We start from the raw sequence: 17635 nt of genomic DNA on the forward strand, positions 1-17635 counted from the left end.
ACGACAATCAAGAGCCTGACAAGGCAGTAGGCTGAAACCGGCAATGGCAGGAACGACCCCCGAGACGAGCAGTCACGAGCATTTTCAACACGCCCCCGATCAGTCCGTGCTGGAACGTGAGTTGAACAAGGGTTTGACGAAAGTCGAACCTTATACCAACCAGATTCTGGTCGGTGTCTTCGTCGTGGCGATCGCCCTTGTCGCAGGGATTGTCTGGTTCCGCACCGCAGGAACCCGTGACGCTGCCGCCTGGAATGCATTTGCAGACTGTCGCGCTCCGGAAGATTACCTGGCGCTCGCCGACAAATTCCCGAATTCACCCGTAGGTGACTGGTCCCGGCTTGAAGCTGGCAAGCTTTACGTTTCCGAAGGACTCCCACAGGCCTTGACCAATCGTGCTGCCAGTGATGTTGCCCTGAACAACGCCAAGGAAGCCTACGAAACGCTGCTGAAGAAGAAGTCGACTCCGCCTGAAATTCGACAGGAAGCCCTGTACGGTCTGGCCACCTGCCTGGAAGCCCTGTCCGATGGCGATACCAAACCCGCCATTGCAGCTTACGAAGAACTGCTCAAAGAGTATCCGAAAACTCCGCATAAGAACTGGGCTGAGTCCCGAGTCAACGAACTCAAGACCGGCAACGCGCAGGAGTTTTATGCCTGGTTCCGCAAGCAGGATCCCAAGCCGGCAGATCGCCCTGGTCCCAAGGACATCCCTTCGGTCCAGAACCTGAAATCCGAACTCTCCATCGACGACGCAGCCGATCTGCTCAAGTCACTTGAGGAAGGTCAGGAGCCCGGAGTTCCTGAAGGCATCGAAATGCCTGCCAAACCGGCCGATCCCGCAACGGAAACGCCAGCCAAACCTGTTCCCGAGGAAGCTGCTGAAAGCAAACCAGAGTCGAAGCCGGAAGAGAAGCCGGCCGACACTCCCGCCCCAGCACCCGAGGGGGAACCGAAGCAAGAGACTCCGTCCGAGCCCGCTGCTGAAAGCAAATCAGAGGAACCGGCTCCAGCACCCGCTGAAGAGGCTCCGGCTGAACCCGCAGCGAACTAGTACTACAGTTTGATTTTTCAGAGCACGCCGCGTGAGCAAGTGCATTAAGTCGCGTCATTTAAAAAGTGCACTCGCTCACGCTTCGTGCTCTGGCAGATCATTCATAGAACTTTTCAAGAAGTCGAACTGTCTTACTTGAGCGGATCTCACGAAAGGGTGGCGTTCCGGCTGAGCGACCCGCCACAATGGATTTATTCCGATGAGCGGCGAGCCTGATTCCGAACCGGACCTGCAGAATATCACCGTCGAGTCCCGCGCCCATGGTTGGCGTGTGGATCATTATCTGTCACGGATTTTTCCCAATCACAGCCGGGTTCTGTTTCAGAAGGCGATTGAAAACCAGTCGGTGCTGGTAAATGGACTTCCGGTCAAAGCGTCGCGTCGCCTCCGCGTGAATGATCGCATTGCGGTCACGCTTCCCGAGACTCCCGACAGCAGTCTGGCTCCGGAAAATCTGCCGATCGAAGTGCTTTACGAAGATGACGCCATCGCGGTCATCAACAAGCCGGCCGATATGGTCACCCACCCTGGGAAGGCCAATTACACCGGGACGCTGGCCGCGGCGGTGCAGTACCACTTCAATCAGCTCAGTGATGTCGCTGGTCAGCTCCGTCCCGGGATCGTGCATCGCCTCGACCGCGACACCACCGGCGTGATCATCATTGCCAAAGACAATCAGGTGCATAACCGGCTGAGCCGACAGTTCGAACAGCGTGAAGTCGAGAAGGAATACCGCGCCATCGTGCGCGGGAAGCTCGAACGGGATGAAGACATCATCCGCACACACATGAAAGTTCATCCCAAGGCTCATGAGAAAATGATCATCTGCCAGCCGGATGAAAAGTCACGAGAAGCGATTACACACTATCGCGTCCTCCAGCGGTTTCGCGGATACGCCGAAGTTCAGCTGCTCCCTCACACCGGTCGAACACATCAGCTGCGCGTGCATCTTCAGTCTCTCAAGGCCCCCTGCGTTGCGGACCGACTTTACGCAGGGCATGACAAGCTTTTCCTCTCGGAACTGGCGGGAAAGTCGGTTGAACCGGGCGAAGAGCCGTTGATCGCCCGTCAGGGGCTGCACGCCTTCCGCCTGAAAATTCGTCATCCGGTGACCGAAGAGTGGATGGAATTCAAAGCACCGATCCCGGAAGATATGCAGCGGACTTTGCAGGCACTCGAAACTTTTAGAAAGCTCGACTGATGAAACTGGCCAAGGTTGAAACCGCCGATCACGTCCTCGCAGTCGCCGTCATCGAAGAAGCCGAAGCGAAGATTCTGCCGCTGAACAAAGCCCCCGGGATTCTGTCGCTGGCGGATCTGCTCCACGCATCGAACCCTGCCCAGACAGCCTCCATGCTGCTGGCCGATGCCACGTCTGTCCCGCTCGAGAGCCTGAAATTTCTCGCCCCGATCGACCAGCAGGAAGTCTGGGCGGCCGGCGTGACGTACAAGCGAAGCCAGGTGGCCCGCATGGAGGAATCGGAATCGGGAGCGTCCCACTACGATAAGGTTTACTCCGCCGATCGCCCCGAACTGTTCTTCAAAGCGACTCCCTCGCGAGTGGCACATCCGGGGACGCCTGTCCGGGTTCGCAAAGACAGCCAGTGGAGCGTCCCGGAACCGGAACTGACTCTGGTTCTGAATCCGAGTATGGAGATTGTCGGTTACACCATCGGCAATGACATGTCGGCCCGGGACATCGAGGGGGAAAATCCGCTCTATCTGCCACAGGCGAAAGTGTACCGGCAGTGCTGTGCCCTGGGTCCGGTCATTCTGCTGGCGGATCAGCCGCTGCCGCTTGCGGAGACGAAGGTCAAGCTGCTCATCGAACGAAACGGCCAGGAAATGTTCCGGGGCGAAACCGACCTGGCACAACTGCATCGGAAGCTCCCGGATCTGGCGGGATGGCTGGGTCGGGAAGACCGTTTCCCGGAAGGGGCTTTCCTGCTGACAGGAACGGGGATTGTCCCGCAGGACAACTTTTCGCTGGAAGATGGCGATGAGATTTCAATTGAAATTACCGGGATCGGCGTCCTGAGAAACCCGGTCGTCAAGGATTCGTAGCGGACCGGTGGCCGGAAGAACGCAATTTCCTGTTCCGGCCCCTGTATCCGAATCCTGAAAAATCGACTATGATGCAGTTTCTCCGCTGGACGGAACCTGCGCATCGGGCACGGGATTTGTCCAGCTGGCCCCCCTGCACGCATCAAAAAACGCAGCTTGCCCCAGTCTAATACTGCTCCTATGAAGCCGGAACTGATTCGCAATTTTTCGATCATCGCCCACATCGACCACGGCAAAAGCACGCTGGCCGATCAGTTGCTGCTGAAGAGCGGAGCGATTCAGGAACGGGAATTCCAGGCTCAGATTCTGGACGATCTGGACGTGGAACGGGAACGCGGCATCACCGTCAAAGCCCGCGCGGTCGCCATCGACTATCCCTACCAGGGCAAGACGTATCAGCTGAACTTCATCGACACCCCTGGACACGTCGACTTCCACTATGAAGTCTCCCGAAGTCTGGCAGCGTGCGAAGGAGCCCTGCTGGTGGTCGATGCTTTTCAAGGGGTTCAGGCGCAGACGGTGGCCAATGCCTATGCTGCCATCGAATCGAATCTGGAAATCATTCCGGTCATCAACAAGATCGACCTGCCGGTCACCCGTATCGAAGAAGTCTGCGACGAAATTGAAAGTGTCGTCGGACTGGATGCGTCGAACGCCCTGCATGTCAGTGCGAAGGCCGGGATCGGGATCGAAGCCTGCATTGAAGCGATTATCGAACGTATCCCCCATCCCAAAGGGGATCCGAATGCCCCGTTACGGGCACTGGTCTTCGACAGCAAGTACGACGACTACCGGGGCGTGGTGACCTATATCCGTGTGTTCGACGGCACGTTACGGAAACGGGACCGTATTCGATTCATGAAGGCTGCCACCGTTCATGAAGTGCTGGAAATTGGACAGTTCCGACCGTTCATGGTCGAGACCGAAGAACTCGGCCCGGGACAGGCCGGTTACATGATCGCCGGGATCAAGGTCCTGGGGAATGTCCACGTCGGGGATACCGTCACGCTGCAGGGGAATCAGGCTCCCGAGCCTCTTCCCGGATACAAACAGCCCAAGCAGATGGTCTTCTGCGGGATGTATCCGATCGATGCGACCGACTTCGAGAAGCTGCGATTCGAACTCGACAAGATGGCGCTGAACGACGCCAGCTTCTCCTTCACTCCCGAAACGAGCGATGCACTGGGGTTCGGCTTCCGTTGCGGATTCCTGGGCATGCTGCATATGGAGATCATCCAGCAGCGGCTCGAGCAGGAAGCCGATGTCGATCTCATTCAGACAGCCCCCAACGTCACCTACCATATTCTCAATCGCAACAACGAACTGATCGTCATCGACAACCCGGCCGATGTGCCGGACTCCGGTCAGATTGAGGAATTCCGCGAGCCGATCGCCAAGGTCAGCTTCATTCTCCCCAGTTCGAACATCGGTTCGATCATGCAGCTCTGCTCCGAACGCCGGGGCGAATACAAGAGCACCGAATATCTGGGGCCCGAACGCGCACAGCTGGTCTACGAGCTGCCGCTGGCGGAAATCATCTACGACATGTACGACAAGCTGAAGTCCATCACCCGTGGTTACGGGACCATGGACTACGAAGTCATCGGGTTCCGCGCGGCCGATCTCGTCAAGCTGGACATTCTCGTGAAGGGGACACTGGTCGAAGCGTTGGCGACCATTGTTCACCGGACGACTGCCGAACGACGTGGCCGGGCTCTGGTGAAGAAGCTCAAGGAAGAAATTCCCAAGCACCAGTTCGAAGTTGCGATTCAGGCCGCCATCGGCAGCCGAGTCATCGCGCGTGAAACCATTTCTGCCCTCCGCAAGAATGTGACAGCCAAGTGCTACGGGGGAGATATCACCCGCAAGCGGAAGCTGCTGCAGAAGCAGAAAGAGGGGAAGAAGCGGATGAAGCAGTTCGGCATGGTCGAGATTCCACAGAAAGCGTTTCTGTCCGTTCTGGAAGCTGGCAAGGACGAAGGCTGAACGGAATCAACCGACGAAGACGGACCAAAGTTTCAACAAACCGAAGAACTCAGCCGCGTGCCACTGCTCTGTGAGCAGTGGGGAACATCCAGGTCGACCTACATCTTTAAAACGGCTATTTGAAAAATCAGGCAAGCGTTACATGTCCGCACGGCTCGTAGAGCCGTGGCACCCGAAGTTCTGGCGCAGACAATGTACGTTCCGTTCCGTTTTCGTACCCGGTTCTTCTTCCCATGAGCGCCACCGAAGAAATTCAACGGGGGAAACGCTTCACATTCGGGCGAAACTGGGCGTCGTTCTTAAAGACGCTGGATGATTCCCGAATCCAGATCGCCATGCAGTCGCTGCGGGAACTGCTGGTGGTCGAGGATCTGTCAGGGAAAACGTTTCTGGATGTCGGAAGCGGGAGCGGACTGTTTTCTCTGGCTGCGAGAAAACTCGGGGCCACGGTTCATTCATTCGACTTTGACCCGATGTCCGTGAAGTGCGCCCAAGAGCTGCGCGAGCGTTTTGATTCGGACTCCCGTCAGTGGACGATCGAGCAGGGGTCGGCCTTGGATGCGGAATTCCTGTCTTCACTGGGGAAATTCGACGTCGTTTACAGCTGGGGGGTCCTCCACCATACCGGGCAGATGTGGCAGGCGCTGGAGAATGTCTCGCAGCTGGTGCATCCCGGCGGGAAGCTGGCGATCGCCATCTATAACGATCAGGGTTTACGGTCGAAGCTCTGGCATCTAGTCAAACGCGTCTACTGCGCGAATGCCGTCGGGAGAATGTTGATGCTGGCAATCTTCATTCCCTGGTTCTTCGTGCGGACGATCCTGGTCAGCCTCATCCGCGGACGGAACGAATTCGCTGCCTATCGCCGCAATCGCGGAATGTCGATCGTACATGACTGGATCGACTGGCTCGGCGGATATCCCTTTGAAGTGGCCACGTTCGAAGAGATCGAACGCTTCTTCGGGGCACGAGGATTCAGACTCATCTCCAGCAAGCGGACCCGCCGCCTGGGGTGCAATGAATTCTGCTTTCAGCAAACTCAGCGTTAGTTGCTGTTTCAGGGCCCTGTGACGACGACGCTTTCCAGTTTTCCGGAGGCGCGCGTTGACTGATCTCTCAGAACACGTACCATGTTGTACGAACCTGTGTTGAGTTCTGAGCCTGCGAATCGGGAGGGAGCAAAGAGTGTCGAGACTGCTGCATCACGTTCTGGTCATCGGCACGGGCTCCATCGGCGAGCGACATCTGCGCTGTTTCCTGTCGACAGAACGGGCCAACGTCGGATTCGTGGAGCTTCGCGAAGACCAGCGGAACGTCATCGCAGAACGCTATCCCGCTGCGCGTCCCTATGCGTCACTCGAATCTGCATTCGCCGACCGCTTTGGTGCGGCGGTCATTGCGACTCCCGCTCCGCTGCATATCCCTCAGGCGATTCAATGTCTCACGCAGGGGCTGCATGTCCTGATCGAAAAACCCCTCAGCGTGCAGCTGACCGGGATTGATGAACTGAAAGCGGCCGTTGAGCAGTCCGGGAAAGTCGCTGCGGTGGCGTACGTCTACCGCGCGAACCCGGTTCTCGCTGAGTTTCGCGAGGTTCTGCGCTCGGGGAAATATGGGCCTCCTCGAGAGCTCGTGGCTGTTGCCGGGCAGAATTTTCCGACATACCGACCTGCCTATGCGCAGACCTACTACGCCAGTCATGCACAGGGGGGAGGTGCGGTTCAGGATGCCCTTACGCACGTGATCAATGCCGGCCAGTGGCTGATCGGCGATATTGATCGCCTTGTTGCAGACTTCAGCCATCAGCAGCTTCCTCATGTCACTGTCGAAGACACCGTCCATGTTCTGGCCCGGCAGGCAGGTGTCCTGTCGAGCTATTCGTTGAATCAGCATCAATTCGCAAATGAAATTGTCATCACGGTCGCGTGCGCAGGCGGGACGTTGCGATATGAAAATCACCTGAACCGGTGGCGGGTCATGGAAAAACCGGACGGACCGTGGATCGATTCGGTCCAAAGAACGCTCCAGCGGGACGATCTGTTTATCCGGCAGGCGGCCGCGTTTCTGGATGCGCTTGAAGGGAAGCAGGAGCCGCTGTGTACGCTTGCGGAGGGGCTCGCCACGCTGCAGGTCAACCGGGCCATCATTCGCAGCGTCGAAACCGGCAGCTGGCGTGTTCCCTCGCAGGAACCCGCTGAGTGAGCATCAGCTCTCTTCAATGACGCCGATATACGGCAGATGGCGGTACTGATTGTTGAAGTCGAGTCCGTACCCGACGACGAATTCGTCAGGAATCTCGAAGCAGTAATAGTCCGGGGCCCCCTGCACCGCCGTTCGGACTTTTTTCCAGAGCAGCACGGCCGATTGAATGCTCCGGGGGTTCAGCTTCTGAAGTCGCTCGGCGATGCCGGTCAGAGTTCGTCCGGTGTCAAAGATGTCGTCGACGAGCAGCACATCGCGTCCGCTAATGTCGGGAAGGAAATCGAGGTTGATTCGTAATTCCCCGGGCGAGGTGGCGGTCCCTCGGTAGCTGCTGGCCTGCACCAGTCCCAGTTCATGGGGGAAGTCAATTTTGCGCATCAGATCGGTGACGAGGACGATACTTCCGGTCAGCACCCCCAGAATTGTCAGGTTGCGATCCTGAAAATCCTTCGTGATCTTCTCGCCCAGGCCAGCAACTGCAGTCTCAATTTGCGATTGACTGACCAGGGTACGGATGGATGTCATGGAAACGAGTCCCGATAAAAACAGAGGCTGCTGATCCCCTGCCAGCGCAGTTCAAACCGGTGAATGCGGGGCAGTTGCACGAAGATATCGGCGTAGCGCTCCCTCTGTCGACGGATCCGGAACAAGGTCGGAACTGTGCGTGCTGGCTGCCGCGATCACGTCTGCAGGTGTGTACAGAATTTCATCGATTCAGCACTGAAGGCAGCGGTCCAACTTCCCCGGCTGGTGGCTCTGATCATTGAGAAGCTGGTGTTTCGGCAAAGAACTGACAGTGGAACGATCGCCGGAACGCGGGGCACGGGATTGATGTTGATGCGACATCAGCGTTCCACTAGGTTTCGAGTCCCATCCCGCGTCTTCCCCAGATGCATTTGTTTTCGGAAGGATTCCGATGCACCGCCTGTTCGCCCTTTTCCTGATGATTTGCGGATTGTCCAGTGGCTGTCAAATGTTTCAGTGGGCGGCTCCCCATCAGTTGTGGAAGCTGAATCGTCAACCAGCGATGGGGGGCGAGGATGGATATTTCAGCATTCCCGCGGATCCCGTGGGGACCGAAATGTCCCATCCTGAAGCCTCCCGCTAACGCACGTCGATTCACGGAAGAAGCCGACATGTTTGAGAACAGCCACCGCCGACATCCGGTACAGACGTTCCAGTTCTGGTTCGTTGTACTGACATCGTTCGTGGTGGTCACTGCGTGGAAGCTGGACTTTTTCTCATTTCCCCGCGCCCCGTTGCCAGTCATTGTCGACGAGCCGATGCCACCGCCGCCGCAGGAAGAGCTGGCGACGACCGACCCTGCTCCCGTCCAGCGTGAAGCAGAAATCGCAAGTGAAATTCCCGCGCTGGAAGCGGTTCCCAGAGAGCTGGCTGCCGCACCCGAGTCTGCGCCCGTGCAGGCTGAAAGTCCCTCATGCGAATCCGCTCCAGCGGTCGTGCGGACAGCGGGAATGGTCAGCTCAGAGACAACCTCGGCAGTCGTTCAGGCCTCCGCTGAAAGTCACGATCTTCAGGACCGACCGGCCTTGCTGCGGAAGCCGATCGAGGAGATCAACCTGGATGCCGTCGATCAGCTGATTCACTCCGGAGACGACGTCGCTGCCCTGCGAATGCTCTCCGGTTGGTACTGGAAGGTGCCCGCTGCCCGATCCCGGTGCATTGATCGCCTGAATCTGCTCTCCCGGCGGATCTTCTTTCAGCCCGACACCCACTACATGCAGCCGCATTCAGTTCAGTTCGGCGACACCCCCGGAAGCGTGGCGGCCAGATACGGGCTCACTGAAGAATACCTGATGAAGCTGAATCGGCTGACGAGTCCGACCTTGAAAGTCGGGCAGGTTCTGAAAGTGATTCAGGGCCCGTTTTCGGTGATCGTCGACGTCAGCGACTGCGAAATGACGATTCACTCCCAGGGGTACTTCATTGCCCGCTTCAAAGTGGGCTTCGGAGCGGATGCGTCGATCCCGGAAGGGACATTTCAGGTCACGGAAAAACGGACTGATCCGCAGTACCCGGGGCCGGCTGGATTGATCCCCAGCCACGATCCGGCGAATCCCATCGGGCCCCGCCTGCTTGTTATCAATGATGTCCAGAAATCGCTGCCGATGTTCGGCGTCCACGGGACCTCCGAGCCCGGTTTGATTGGTCAGGTCGCTGGCAGCGGGTGGATCCGGTTGAATCAGCGGGAAGCCGACGCCATCTATGACCTATTGACCATCGGCTCGGAATTGATTATCCAGCCGTAGCGGACTCCTGAAATACACAGCCACGGAAGGCTATTGCGATGAAAATCCTCGATCTTGATCGGCTTCGTCAGACGGAAGTTGTTGCCAAGCCGTTCGAATATCTGATCGTTCCGGAATTTGTTCTTCCGGAGGCCCGCACTGCAATTCTGCATGACTACCCGGAAATTCTCGATGGCGGCAGCTTTCCCCTCCCCACGCTCAAGTACGGCGAGGACTTTGGGAAGTTCTGCGATGCCCTCCGCACTCCGGAAGTGGCCCGCATCTTCTCCGATAAGTTCAACATCGATCTGACCGACCTGCCGACGACGATGACCGTGCGGGGTCGGTGCCGGAAGAAAGATGGCGTGGTTCATACAGACAGCCGTTCCAAGGTGATCACAGTTCTGATCTACCTGAATGACGGCTGGGCTGAAGGGGGAGGTCGCCTGCGACTTCTGAATTCCGAAAACATCAACGACGTCGTCACTGAAGTTCCGCCCGATGGCGGCTTGCTGGTGGCGTTCCTGAATCGCGAAAACGCCTGGCATGGGCATCTCCCGTTTGAAGGAGAACGTCGTGTGATCCAGCTGAACTGGGTGGTGAACGAGGCAGCGGCCCGATCCAGTGCATGGCGGCACAGCATCTCTGCGTTCTTCAAACGGGGATTGCGAAAGACCGCCCGGCCGACTATGTAGACGCCAGTCCGCTGACAGTGAACCTTGCAGGTCGACGCCGGAAGCTGGACTTCGAACGGTCCGCTTCTGGCGAGATGCTGCGTTCTCTCCATCTCTGACAGATCGTCGGTCCGCGCTCTGGGTGCTGGGCTGACGTCTCCGTGCGGGCGATCGATTCGCTCCTTGGGGAAATTAGTGAGAGCCCGTCGGCGTGGCGCCCGTTGCCATCTCCCCGTGAGCCCCTTCTTTTGACGGTCGCCTGGGAAGCCCGTGCTGACATGCGATTTCAGCGACGGATTTTAAAGCCGATGCCGACGGGGCTGACCTTGATCCGGGTACCGCATCGGTTCGCAACGTGGCTCAGGCGCCCAATCTTTCACTATTCGGACTGCTGCTGGGTTGACTTGAAAGGCGCTGCGAAGGCGACTGACCGCCCTTTAATGCCGACGGTGGAGTGCTTTCCGGCGATTCAGTTTCGATGAAGGTAATCCATCAAAACTTACAGTTGATTCAATTGTATGATAATGTTATAAGTAAACGAATCCCGGTCGCGAACGTCATGTCCACGACCCAGAAAGGTCTCCCAGGGAAGTTCTCCCATCTTCTTTTATTTCACATGTGAGGGATGCCATGGTCGTCAGGTCACGTCAAAAGCACGGTTTTACGCTGATTGAATTGCTGGTTGTCATCGCCATCATCGCTGTCCTGATCGCACTGCTCCTTCCGGCAGTTCAGCAGGCCCGTGAAGCAGCCCGGCGATCGACATGCAAAAACCAGATGAAGCAACTCGCTCTGGCCATGCACAACTACCATGACACGCACAATGTCTTTCCGCCAGGGTTCGTCAGCAACGCCTCGGGAATCTGCCTGGACGGTTCGACAATCACGTGGTTTGGTGCCCCCTGGTCGGTCATGATTCTTCCGTACATCGACCAGTCTCCACGGTACAACACCTTTAACATGGTCAGCGGTCAATTCGCCGGAGTTTTCACGACGGAATCATCTCGAAGCGAATCTGCGAGACAGCTTCTCCGCAATACCGCATTTGAATGTCCTTCCGATCCGAATGCCTCCGAAGCCAATGCCCTGACCAATTACATGGGGGTCTCGGGAGGATGTGCAAGTGATGCCGATGTCGGCTGCTGCTCGACGACCAGTCGCAGCCAGTCCAGCAACGGCATGTTCTACAACAACTCTGCGACCAGAATGCGGGACATCCAGGATGGCACGACGAACGTCTTCATGCTCGGTGAAACCCGGTATGTCACCCTGAAAACCAATCTTCCTGATTACTACGTCACCTGGGCCAGCGGTTACTACGCCCGGCCCGGGGACTTCAATGCCAACACGGTGGCTGTTCTGGCGAAGTCGATCAACAGTTCCCAACTGAATCCCGCAATTCCCGGCTCCCCCGTCTATGACGTTCACCCCAATACCCTGGGAAGCCATCATGTCGGCGGAGCCCATCTGACGCTGGCTGACGGTTCCACCCGATTCGTCAGCGAGAACATGGACCTGACGACTTACCGTCAGATGGGGAAACGGGCGGACGGCCTCCCTGTCGGCGGACTGCAGTAGTCTGATTTTGGCCAGTCCATTTCGTGAGGAAAGTATGATCTTGAACCGGGCGGGGCCGCACCTGCTTCCCGCCCGTTCAAGAGTCTTCATCGCGATCACAACGTCGCTTCCTGATGTTCATTTCAGGCAAATGTCCGGAGAAGGAATGCTGCGGGCCTTCTGCGTTCTTCCTCGGGATTAACAGAATCGAGCCGAAGTCATGTGGAAACGTTGTCTGCTCCTGATCGTGTGTGCTGTGACGCTGGCAGGCTGTGGAAGCGGAGACAGCCGGGGCCCAAAGCGTTTTGAGGTGAAGGGAACAGTGACGTACCAAGGAAAACCTGTTCCTTACGGGCAGATCATGTTCGAGCCGGATGCCTCTCAGGGGAATCAGGGACCGGGATCTGGCGGCACCATCGAGAATGGCAGTTACCTCGTCAAAAGCGATCAGGGGGTGATTTCCGGGCCGCTCAAAGTGGTGATCTCCGGGTATGACGGAGTCGCTCCTCCCGGCGGCGGGCTGAACATGCATGGGAAGCGGCTTTTCCCGGACTTCTCAGCGAAGGTCACGCAGCCCGCTGCAGCTGCCACTCACGATTTCGACATCGCTGGGAAATGAATCGACACTGGCGGCGTGTGTGAACGGGGTGCTGTGTGATTCAGGCAATGTCACATCAGTCTTCAGTCACTTCACGCCGACGTACAAGGCTGCGATGCCGAACGTCAGAGGCGTGTAGGTCACTTCCTTCAAACCGCACTCCGACATGATCTCGACCAGGGCGGTCCCGCACGGGAATTCGGAGACGGACGCCGGCAGGTAGTTGTAGGCATCCTCCCGGTTTTTGGCGAAGAGCTGCCCGATACGCGGAAGAACATTTTTGAAGTACCAGCGATAAAACCCCGCCAGTCCCGGCAACGTTGGCTGGGCGAACTCCAGAACAGCGACCCGGCCTCCGGGCTGGCAGACTCGAATCATCTCTCGCAGTCCCGCCCGGGTGTCGCTGACGTTCCGCAACCCGAACGCGACCGAGACAATCTGAAAATGATCGTCCGGGTAAGGCAGGTGCTGTGTGTCCGCTTCGGTGAAGGTCACTCCCGCAGCGTCTTTGTCGCGGGCGGAAACCTTTTCGAACTTCGTTCTCGCGATCGCCAGCATCTCGGGAGTGAAATCGGTTCCGAACACCGGAATCTTCCGCTTTCCCGCGTTCCAGTACGCCAGGGCCAGATCCCCGGTTCCCGTGCAGACGTCCAGCAGCGGAGCTGTTCCGATCGGCGGCACCTGACGAACGGTGTACGATCGCCAGTAAATATCCACTCCCCCCGAGAGGAGATGATTCATCAGGTCGTAACGCTGTGAGATCTCTCCGAACATCTTGCGAACGCGATCACCTGACTTGTCAACTCGCGGTGTCGCGGCGGTGGAGGGATGTGACATGGGACTTACAAATCAATCTTCAGGAGGGAAGGAATTCAGAACGGTCGGCTGCCGCGTTCTTCAGGCAGAGATTCCGCAGGAATCAGCCTGTCGCATGGTCTTCGAACGCACTCGAAGGTTCAACTGCCGAGAACTCCTGAACCGCGGTTTCTCGATCTTCACCACCGGAATTCCCGAATCGTCGAGCAAGAACCGCCAGAATTTCCGCTGACGGCTGGCACCGGAGCTGCAACATGGATTCCCGGGAGGCGGGAGTGGCATCCAGCAGCAGAGTTTTGTCATCGCCTGTGACCGGACGGGCTTCCGCGGGGGACGTCTGGCGAGTCAGGCTCACTTCGCGCCACACCGCATCCGTATCCCGCAGATCCACATCGGGGCCGACGATTACCACGATCCCTGCTGTGCTCACCAGCGGCAGGCTGCGCAGGGAAAAATAAAGTTGCTGGATCAGTGCCGGCGTCGCTGCACTGGTGCTCACGAACACCACGTCCCGATGACCGCCGCAGGCTGGAAGGTGCAGATCGACGACTGTATCGTTGCTCAGGCGAAGAACGCTCAGCAGGATCAGTTCGGTTAGTTGGCTGCAGACAAGATCTTCTCCGACCTCCAGCGACTGGATTCTTGCCGGGAAGACGGGGTTGGCCCGATGCGTGATCGCGGAGAGATTGAGGCTCGGAAGGCCTGTCGATGTCTGCTGAACTCCGGTCGGGCCGGCGGAGACTCCAGTTCCCAGTCGAGCTGCCGGAGCCAGATATCCCTCGAGAACGATTTCCGCATCAGCAGGGACATTCAGTTCGACCGATCGCCCTCGCACCAGATTAAAGCCCTCGTTTCGCAGCAGACCCGCGAAGAACCAGGGATCAATCCAGCCGGGCAGCGGCAACGCTGCGACATACGACAAAAGCGGATCGCCCCCCAGCGAGATCGCCACAGGGCAGGGACGCTGCTCGGACTGTCGCTCCTGCCAGTGGCGGTGAGTCGGCCCGGAGACACTCCAGTGCAGTTGCACTGTTTGAGAAGAGAGAATTTCAATGGGTATCTGTTCGATGGCGGTGCGGCCGTCGACGGACTCGGTAATGACCTGCCCTGCTGTGATGATCGGTCCCGATTCCCCCGCCCAGTTTCGCAGAACGGGAAACTCCCGCAGGTTCATCTCTTTGCCGAGTTTGACAACCTGCTGGGACGAGCCGCGACGAAGATTCCTGGGGGACACCCGGCCCCGATCTCCGCCGGTGGCCAGCCCGAATCCGAATTTGGTGTCGCGGGTCTGCTGGATCGGATTGAGTCCGACCCGAAGACGCTCGATGACATCCTCGAAGCGGTCCACGCCGAGTGCCCTGAGAAATCTCGCACGATTTCCGAGCAGATTGGTGACGACCGGCATCGTCCCCTCAGCGGGATGCTCAAAGAGAATCACGGGACTCTGGTCCCGGAATTCGCGGCAGATCTGATGCGTCAGCGCAGCGATTTCCTGATCGGGCTGAAGGGGAACCGAGATTCGCTCGAGTTCACCAGCGTCCGACGCGGCCTGCAGGAATCGGGTCAAATCGTCGAACGGCATGACGGATTAACCTGCGTTGTTCGTAGTGGGCATGAAGCACGAAGCCCACCGGGATCGATGGGGCATTTCAGAACTCCGCATCTTCAGTACGGAGTTTGACCATCATGAACGATCTTCCTGAGAAAAGCACTGCATCCGCTGCGGTTCAGGAATCTCGCACCCGGAAAGTGCGAGCAACGTATGCCGCACTCTCCGAGTGCGGCATCTCCATCAGCTGCGGATCACTGAAGGTGCATTTTGAAAAATGCTTCAGTGGGATTCGCATTCCTGCTGGTAAGCGTCGTAGGAGAGAAGCTTCTCGACTTCAGCTGGATTCTTGACTCGCAGTTTTACCATCCAGCCAGCGCCGTATGGATCGTCGGACAGCTTGGAGAGATCGTCCGGGAGAGCGGAGTTGACTTCGACGATTTCGCCGCTCAGAGGAGAATACAGATCGGAAACCGCCTTCACACTTTCGATCTCGCCCATCTCCTGTCCAGCGGAGACCGACTTCCCGGCTGCGGGAAGTTCCATGTGGACGACGTCGGTCAGTTCCTTGACCGCGAAATCGCTGATGCCGATCGTGGCGATATCGCCTTCCAGCGAAACCCATTCGTGTGTCTTGGCAAATTTCAGGTTTTCAGGACTCATGATGAAAGCACATTTCCGTCGGGGTACGAAATCAATCCAACTTCGACAAAGTTCTAGCGTGAAATTGCCGCAGATGCACGGGTACAAAGATTCCCCATCCGGACTGGCGCTGGGGAATCGTCATTCTGCCGGCAAAGTCGTACGGTTCAACGGGTGGCGACGGGAGAACTTTGCGGAGCGCCGTTAAGGCAGACTTCCGTCGCTTCGTGAGCTGCACGGGCACAGCCGTTCGTCCGCTCGAACTCTTCGATTTTTTCGAGGCGACGCTGATGGCGTCCCCCTTCGAACTCCGTCCGCAGCCAGATTTCGACGATGCGGCCGAGCAGGCGGTCGCCGAGCATGTCGGCGGAAAGGCACATGACGTTGGCGTTATTGTGCCGCCGGCTGTATTCGGCGGTCACGTCGTCATGACAGGTGACAGCCCGCACGCCGCAGAATTTGTTGGCGGCGATGCACATTCCCATACCGGTGCCGCAGACCAGAATGCCTCGGTCGACCAGACCTGTCGAGACCGCCTCCGCCACTTTCGAAGCGTAGTCCGGATAGTCGACACTTTTGGTCTCCTGCGGACCGTAATCGACAGCAGTGTGACCCAGTTCTTCGATCTGGACCAGGATCTGCCCGCGAACGCGCACGCCGCGGTGATCGCTGGCTAAGGCAACTTTCATGCTCCGTTTCCTTCCATGCCCTTGGCTTCAATTTCCGCCAACAGATGTTGCAGACACTTCGTGATCATTTCCCGGCATCGCCGATATTCTTCAATTCCCGCTCCAATCGGATCGGGAACGTCTTCCGAACGCGGCGACAGCAAACGCACCTGCCCCGACAGTTCGGGATAACTGGAAAGGACCGCGTCACGATGGCTGCGCGTCATCGTCAGGATGTGGTCACAGTGGAACAGGAGTTCCTCGGTGACCGGCTGGCTTTCATGTGCGGACAAATCGATCCCGTCAGGATACAGCAGTTCGACCGATTCCGGCGCGGCTGGTGCCCCTTTGTAGGCTGCCAGACCCGCCGAGATCACAACGAACCCATGATCCATCAACTCATCTTCGCGACAATGTAAATGATCTGCCAGCATTTTTCGAAAGATTGCTTCGGCCATTGGGCTGCGGCAAGTGTTTCCGGTGCAGACAAACAGATAGACCTCGCCCGCGAGTCGCCTCAACATTCTTTCGCTGACCACTCCTGAACGCTCCAGCGTGAATTTCGACTGGTCCACCGCGACAATCGTCGGCGGAACCTGAAATCGTGAAATCGAAGAATGAACGATCAGGCTCGGATCCGGCAATCCCGGCTGAGCAATCGTTTCACCAGTCGCCCCCAGCAGGCTCACCGCGGGGGATGAAACCGCCCGGAGAACTTCCTGCGAAAAGGAATCGGCAGGGCAGTAAAACGCCCGTCCCTGTGGGGTCACTCCCCAGGCCTGGGCCGGTGCAGACCACTGCGCGACCAGGCCATTGCCTCCCTGCTTTCCGTCGGGAGTCCGCAAGACGACCGGACCGGGCCAGCAGCGGGCTGTCAGTTTCTGGAACAGTCGTGATGGAGACGTCACAAGATCTGCAACGACAGAGGGATGCGCAATGGAGACTGCTTGTCGATGACGGTGATTTTCTTTCCCGGCAGCGAACGCCTGAAGTGCGGAGTCCCTGGTTGTCAGCCCTAGCAGATTCCAGCCGCACTCATCCGGAAGGCAGACAACCTGCCCCGCTTCCAGTTCCGCGACAACGGCCTGAACTGCTTCATGCGCGTTCGCCAGTTGGTCAAGGAAAATTTCACGTGCCATGAGCGGGAGATGATCGAGGATGGCGGACGGATGGTTGAAGCGGATCGACCATGGCCTGAAACCACGGATAGACATTCAGACATCGTATCCCGTTCCTGGGGGAGCATCAACTCGCTTGAGGAATTCGTAAAGGTAAGCACTGATGCATGAGCCGTTTGGCACACCGGAGAACTCCCTTTCAGACAGGTGTCTGAGCCGATGAGCCCAGCAATCACAACGGGCAAATCGCATTCTCGAAGTGTGTCTGGGGAGCGGGAAAATTCGTTGCTGGACATGCTCGGAAAACTTGCAACATATGTATCGTTAGTGGGTTACGGTGTTTCGAAAACGTTTTTCAAAGATGAAAATCACCCGGAAATTCGTTGACTTTTTCGATCCGGAAACGTTATCCTACCTTGCCATCGTCACTTTGAGGGTCAGGCTCAGATGTAGTGATG

At 57.6% G+C, this 17635-nt stretch carries 17 protein-coding genes; 11 read left to right on the forward strand and 6 right to left on the reverse strand.

Features of this window, described 5'->3' with window-relative positions; genetic code table 11:
- Positions 1–43: 43 nt before the first annotated feature.
- From SH661x_RS12200 to SH661x_RS12225, 6 genes are all read left to right on the forward strand, one after another.
- Positions 44–1054 carry a tetratricopeptide repeat protein gene (locus SH661x_RS12200; RefSeq protein ID WP_437221709.1) on the forward strand — a complete coding sequence of 337 codons (1011 nt, stop codon included), beginning with the start codon at positions 44–46 and terminating at the stop codon, positions 1052–1054.
- A 199-nt stretch (positions 1055–1253) separates the two neighbouring features.
- The gene (locus SH661x_RS12205) at positions 1254–2255 is read left to right on the forward strand and encodes an RluA family pseudouridine synthase (RefSeq protein WP_437221712.1); all 1002 of its coding nucleotides are present in this window, start codon (positions 1254–1256) and stop codon (positions 2253–2255) included.
- Positions 2255–3118: a fumarylacetoacetate hydrolase family protein gene (locus SH661x_RS12210; protein ID WP_437221714.1), complete on the forward strand. Its 864-nt coding sequence runs from the start codon at positions 2255–2257 to the stop codon at positions 3116–3118. Before SH661x_RS12205 ends, SH661x_RS12210 begins: the two co-directional genes overlap by 1 nt.
- Before the next feature lie 180 nt (positions 3119–3298).
- Positions 3299–5104 (forward strand): translation elongation factor 4, encoded by a 1806-nt coding sequence (lepA, locus tag SH661x_RS12215; RefSeq protein WP_437231191.1) that lies wholly within the window; start codon positions 3299–3301, stop codon positions 5102–5104.
- Between the two features lie 233 nt (positions 5105–5337).
- Positions 5338–6153 carry a class I SAM-dependent methyltransferase gene (locus tag SH661x_RS12220; RefSeq protein ID WP_437221717.1) on the forward strand — a complete coding sequence of 272 codons (816 nt, stop codon included), beginning with the start codon at positions 5338–5340 and terminating at the stop codon, positions 6151–6153.
- 136 nt (positions 6154–6289) lie between these two features.
- Positions 6290–7306, forward strand: coding sequence for a Gfo/Idh/MocA family protein (locus SH661x_RS12225; protein ID WP_437221719.1), 1017 nt, complete (start codon positions 6290–6292; stop codon positions 7304–7306).
- A gap of 3 nt (positions 7307–7309) precedes the next feature.
- On the opposite strand, the gene hpt is transcribed toward SH661x_RS12225, so the two are convergent.
- On the reverse strand, positions 7310–7831 hold the full coding sequence (gene hpt / locus SH661x_RS12230; RefSeq protein WP_437221721.1) for a hypoxanthine phosphoribosyltransferase: 522 nt from the start codon (positions 7829–7831) through the stop codon (positions 7310–7312).
- Positions 7832–8279: 448 nt separating this feature from the next.
- Here hpt and SH661x_RS12235 point away from each other — a divergent pair, with 448 nt between their 5' ends.
- The 5 genes from SH661x_RS12235 to SH661x_RS12255 all read left to right on the forward strand — a co-directional run bounded on the left by SH661x_RS12235 (position 8280) and on the right by SH661x_RS12255 (position 12405).
- Complete coding sequence (locus SH661x_RS12235; RefSeq protein WP_437221723.1) at positions 8280–8414, forward strand: hypothetical protein; 135 nt, start codon at positions 8280–8282, stop codon at positions 8412–8414.
- Positions 8415–8442: 28 nt separating this feature from the next.
- A complete protein-coding gene (locus SH661x_RS12240; protein WP_437221725.1) occupies positions 8443–9576 on the forward strand; it encodes a LysM peptidoglycan-binding domain-containing protein in 1134 nt (377 codons plus the stop codon).
- Between the two features lie 38 nt (positions 9577–9614).
- Complete coding sequence (locus SH661x_RS12245) at positions 9615–10250, forward strand: 2OG-Fe(II) oxygenase (protein ID WP_437221727.1); 636 nt, start codon at positions 9615–9617, stop codon at positions 10248–10250.
- Positions 10251–10859: 609 nt separating this feature from the next.
- A complete protein-coding gene (locus SH661x_RS12250; protein WP_437221729.1) occupies positions 10860–11807 on the forward strand; it encodes a DUF1559 family PulG-like putative transporter in 948 nt (315 codons plus the stop codon).
- Between the two features lie 199 nt (positions 11808–12006).
- A complete protein-coding gene (locus tag SH661x_RS12255) occupies positions 12007–12405 on the forward strand; it encodes a hypothetical protein (RefSeq protein WP_437221731.1) in 399 nt (132 codons plus the stop codon).
- 66 nt (positions 12406–12471) lie between these two features.
- Here SH661x_RS12255 and ubiE read toward each other — a convergent pair whose 3' ends face one another.
- The 5 genes from ubiE to SH661x_RS12280 all read right to left on the reverse strand — a co-directional run bounded on the left by ubiE (position 12472) and on the right by SH661x_RS12280 (position 17273).
- Complete coding sequence (gene ubiE / locus SH661x_RS12260; protein WP_437221733.1) at positions 12472–13221, reverse strand: bifunctional demethylmenaquinone methyltransferase/2-methoxy-6-polyprenyl-1,4-benzoquinol methylase UbiE; 750 nt, start codon at positions 13219–13221, stop codon at positions 12472–12474.
- A gap of 82 nt (positions 13222–13303) precedes the next feature.
- Positions 13304–14782, reverse strand: coding sequence for a UbiD family decarboxylase domain-containing protein (locus tag SH661x_RS12265; protein WP_437221735.1), 1479 nt, complete (start codon positions 14780–14782; stop codon positions 13304–13306).
- Positions 14783–15031: 249 nt separating this feature from the next.
- On the reverse strand, positions 15032–15412 hold the full coding sequence (gene gcvH, locus SH661x_RS12270; RefSeq protein WP_437221737.1) for a glycine cleavage system protein GcvH: 381 nt from the start codon (positions 15410–15412) through the stop codon (positions 15032–15034).
- Positions 15413–15558: 146 nt separating this feature from the next.
- Entirely contained in the window at positions 15559–16080 is a 522-nt protein-coding gene (gene rpiB / locus SH661x_RS12275) for a ribose 5-phosphate isomerase B (RefSeq protein WP_437221739.1), read from the reverse strand.
- Positions 16077–17273: a Sua5/YciO/YrdC/YwlC family protein gene (locus tag SH661x_RS12280; protein WP_437221742.1), complete on the reverse strand. Its 1197-nt coding sequence runs from the start codon at positions 17271–17273 to the stop codon at positions 16077–16079. Before SH661x_RS12280 ends, rpiB begins: the two co-directional genes overlap by 4 nt.
- Positions 17274–17635 lie beyond the last annotated feature (362 nt).

It is taken from the genome of Planctomicrobium stercoris, assembly GCF_051465655.1.
Classification (GTDB): Bacteria; Planctomycetota; Planctomycetia; order Planctomycetales; family Planctomycetaceae; genus Planctomicrobium.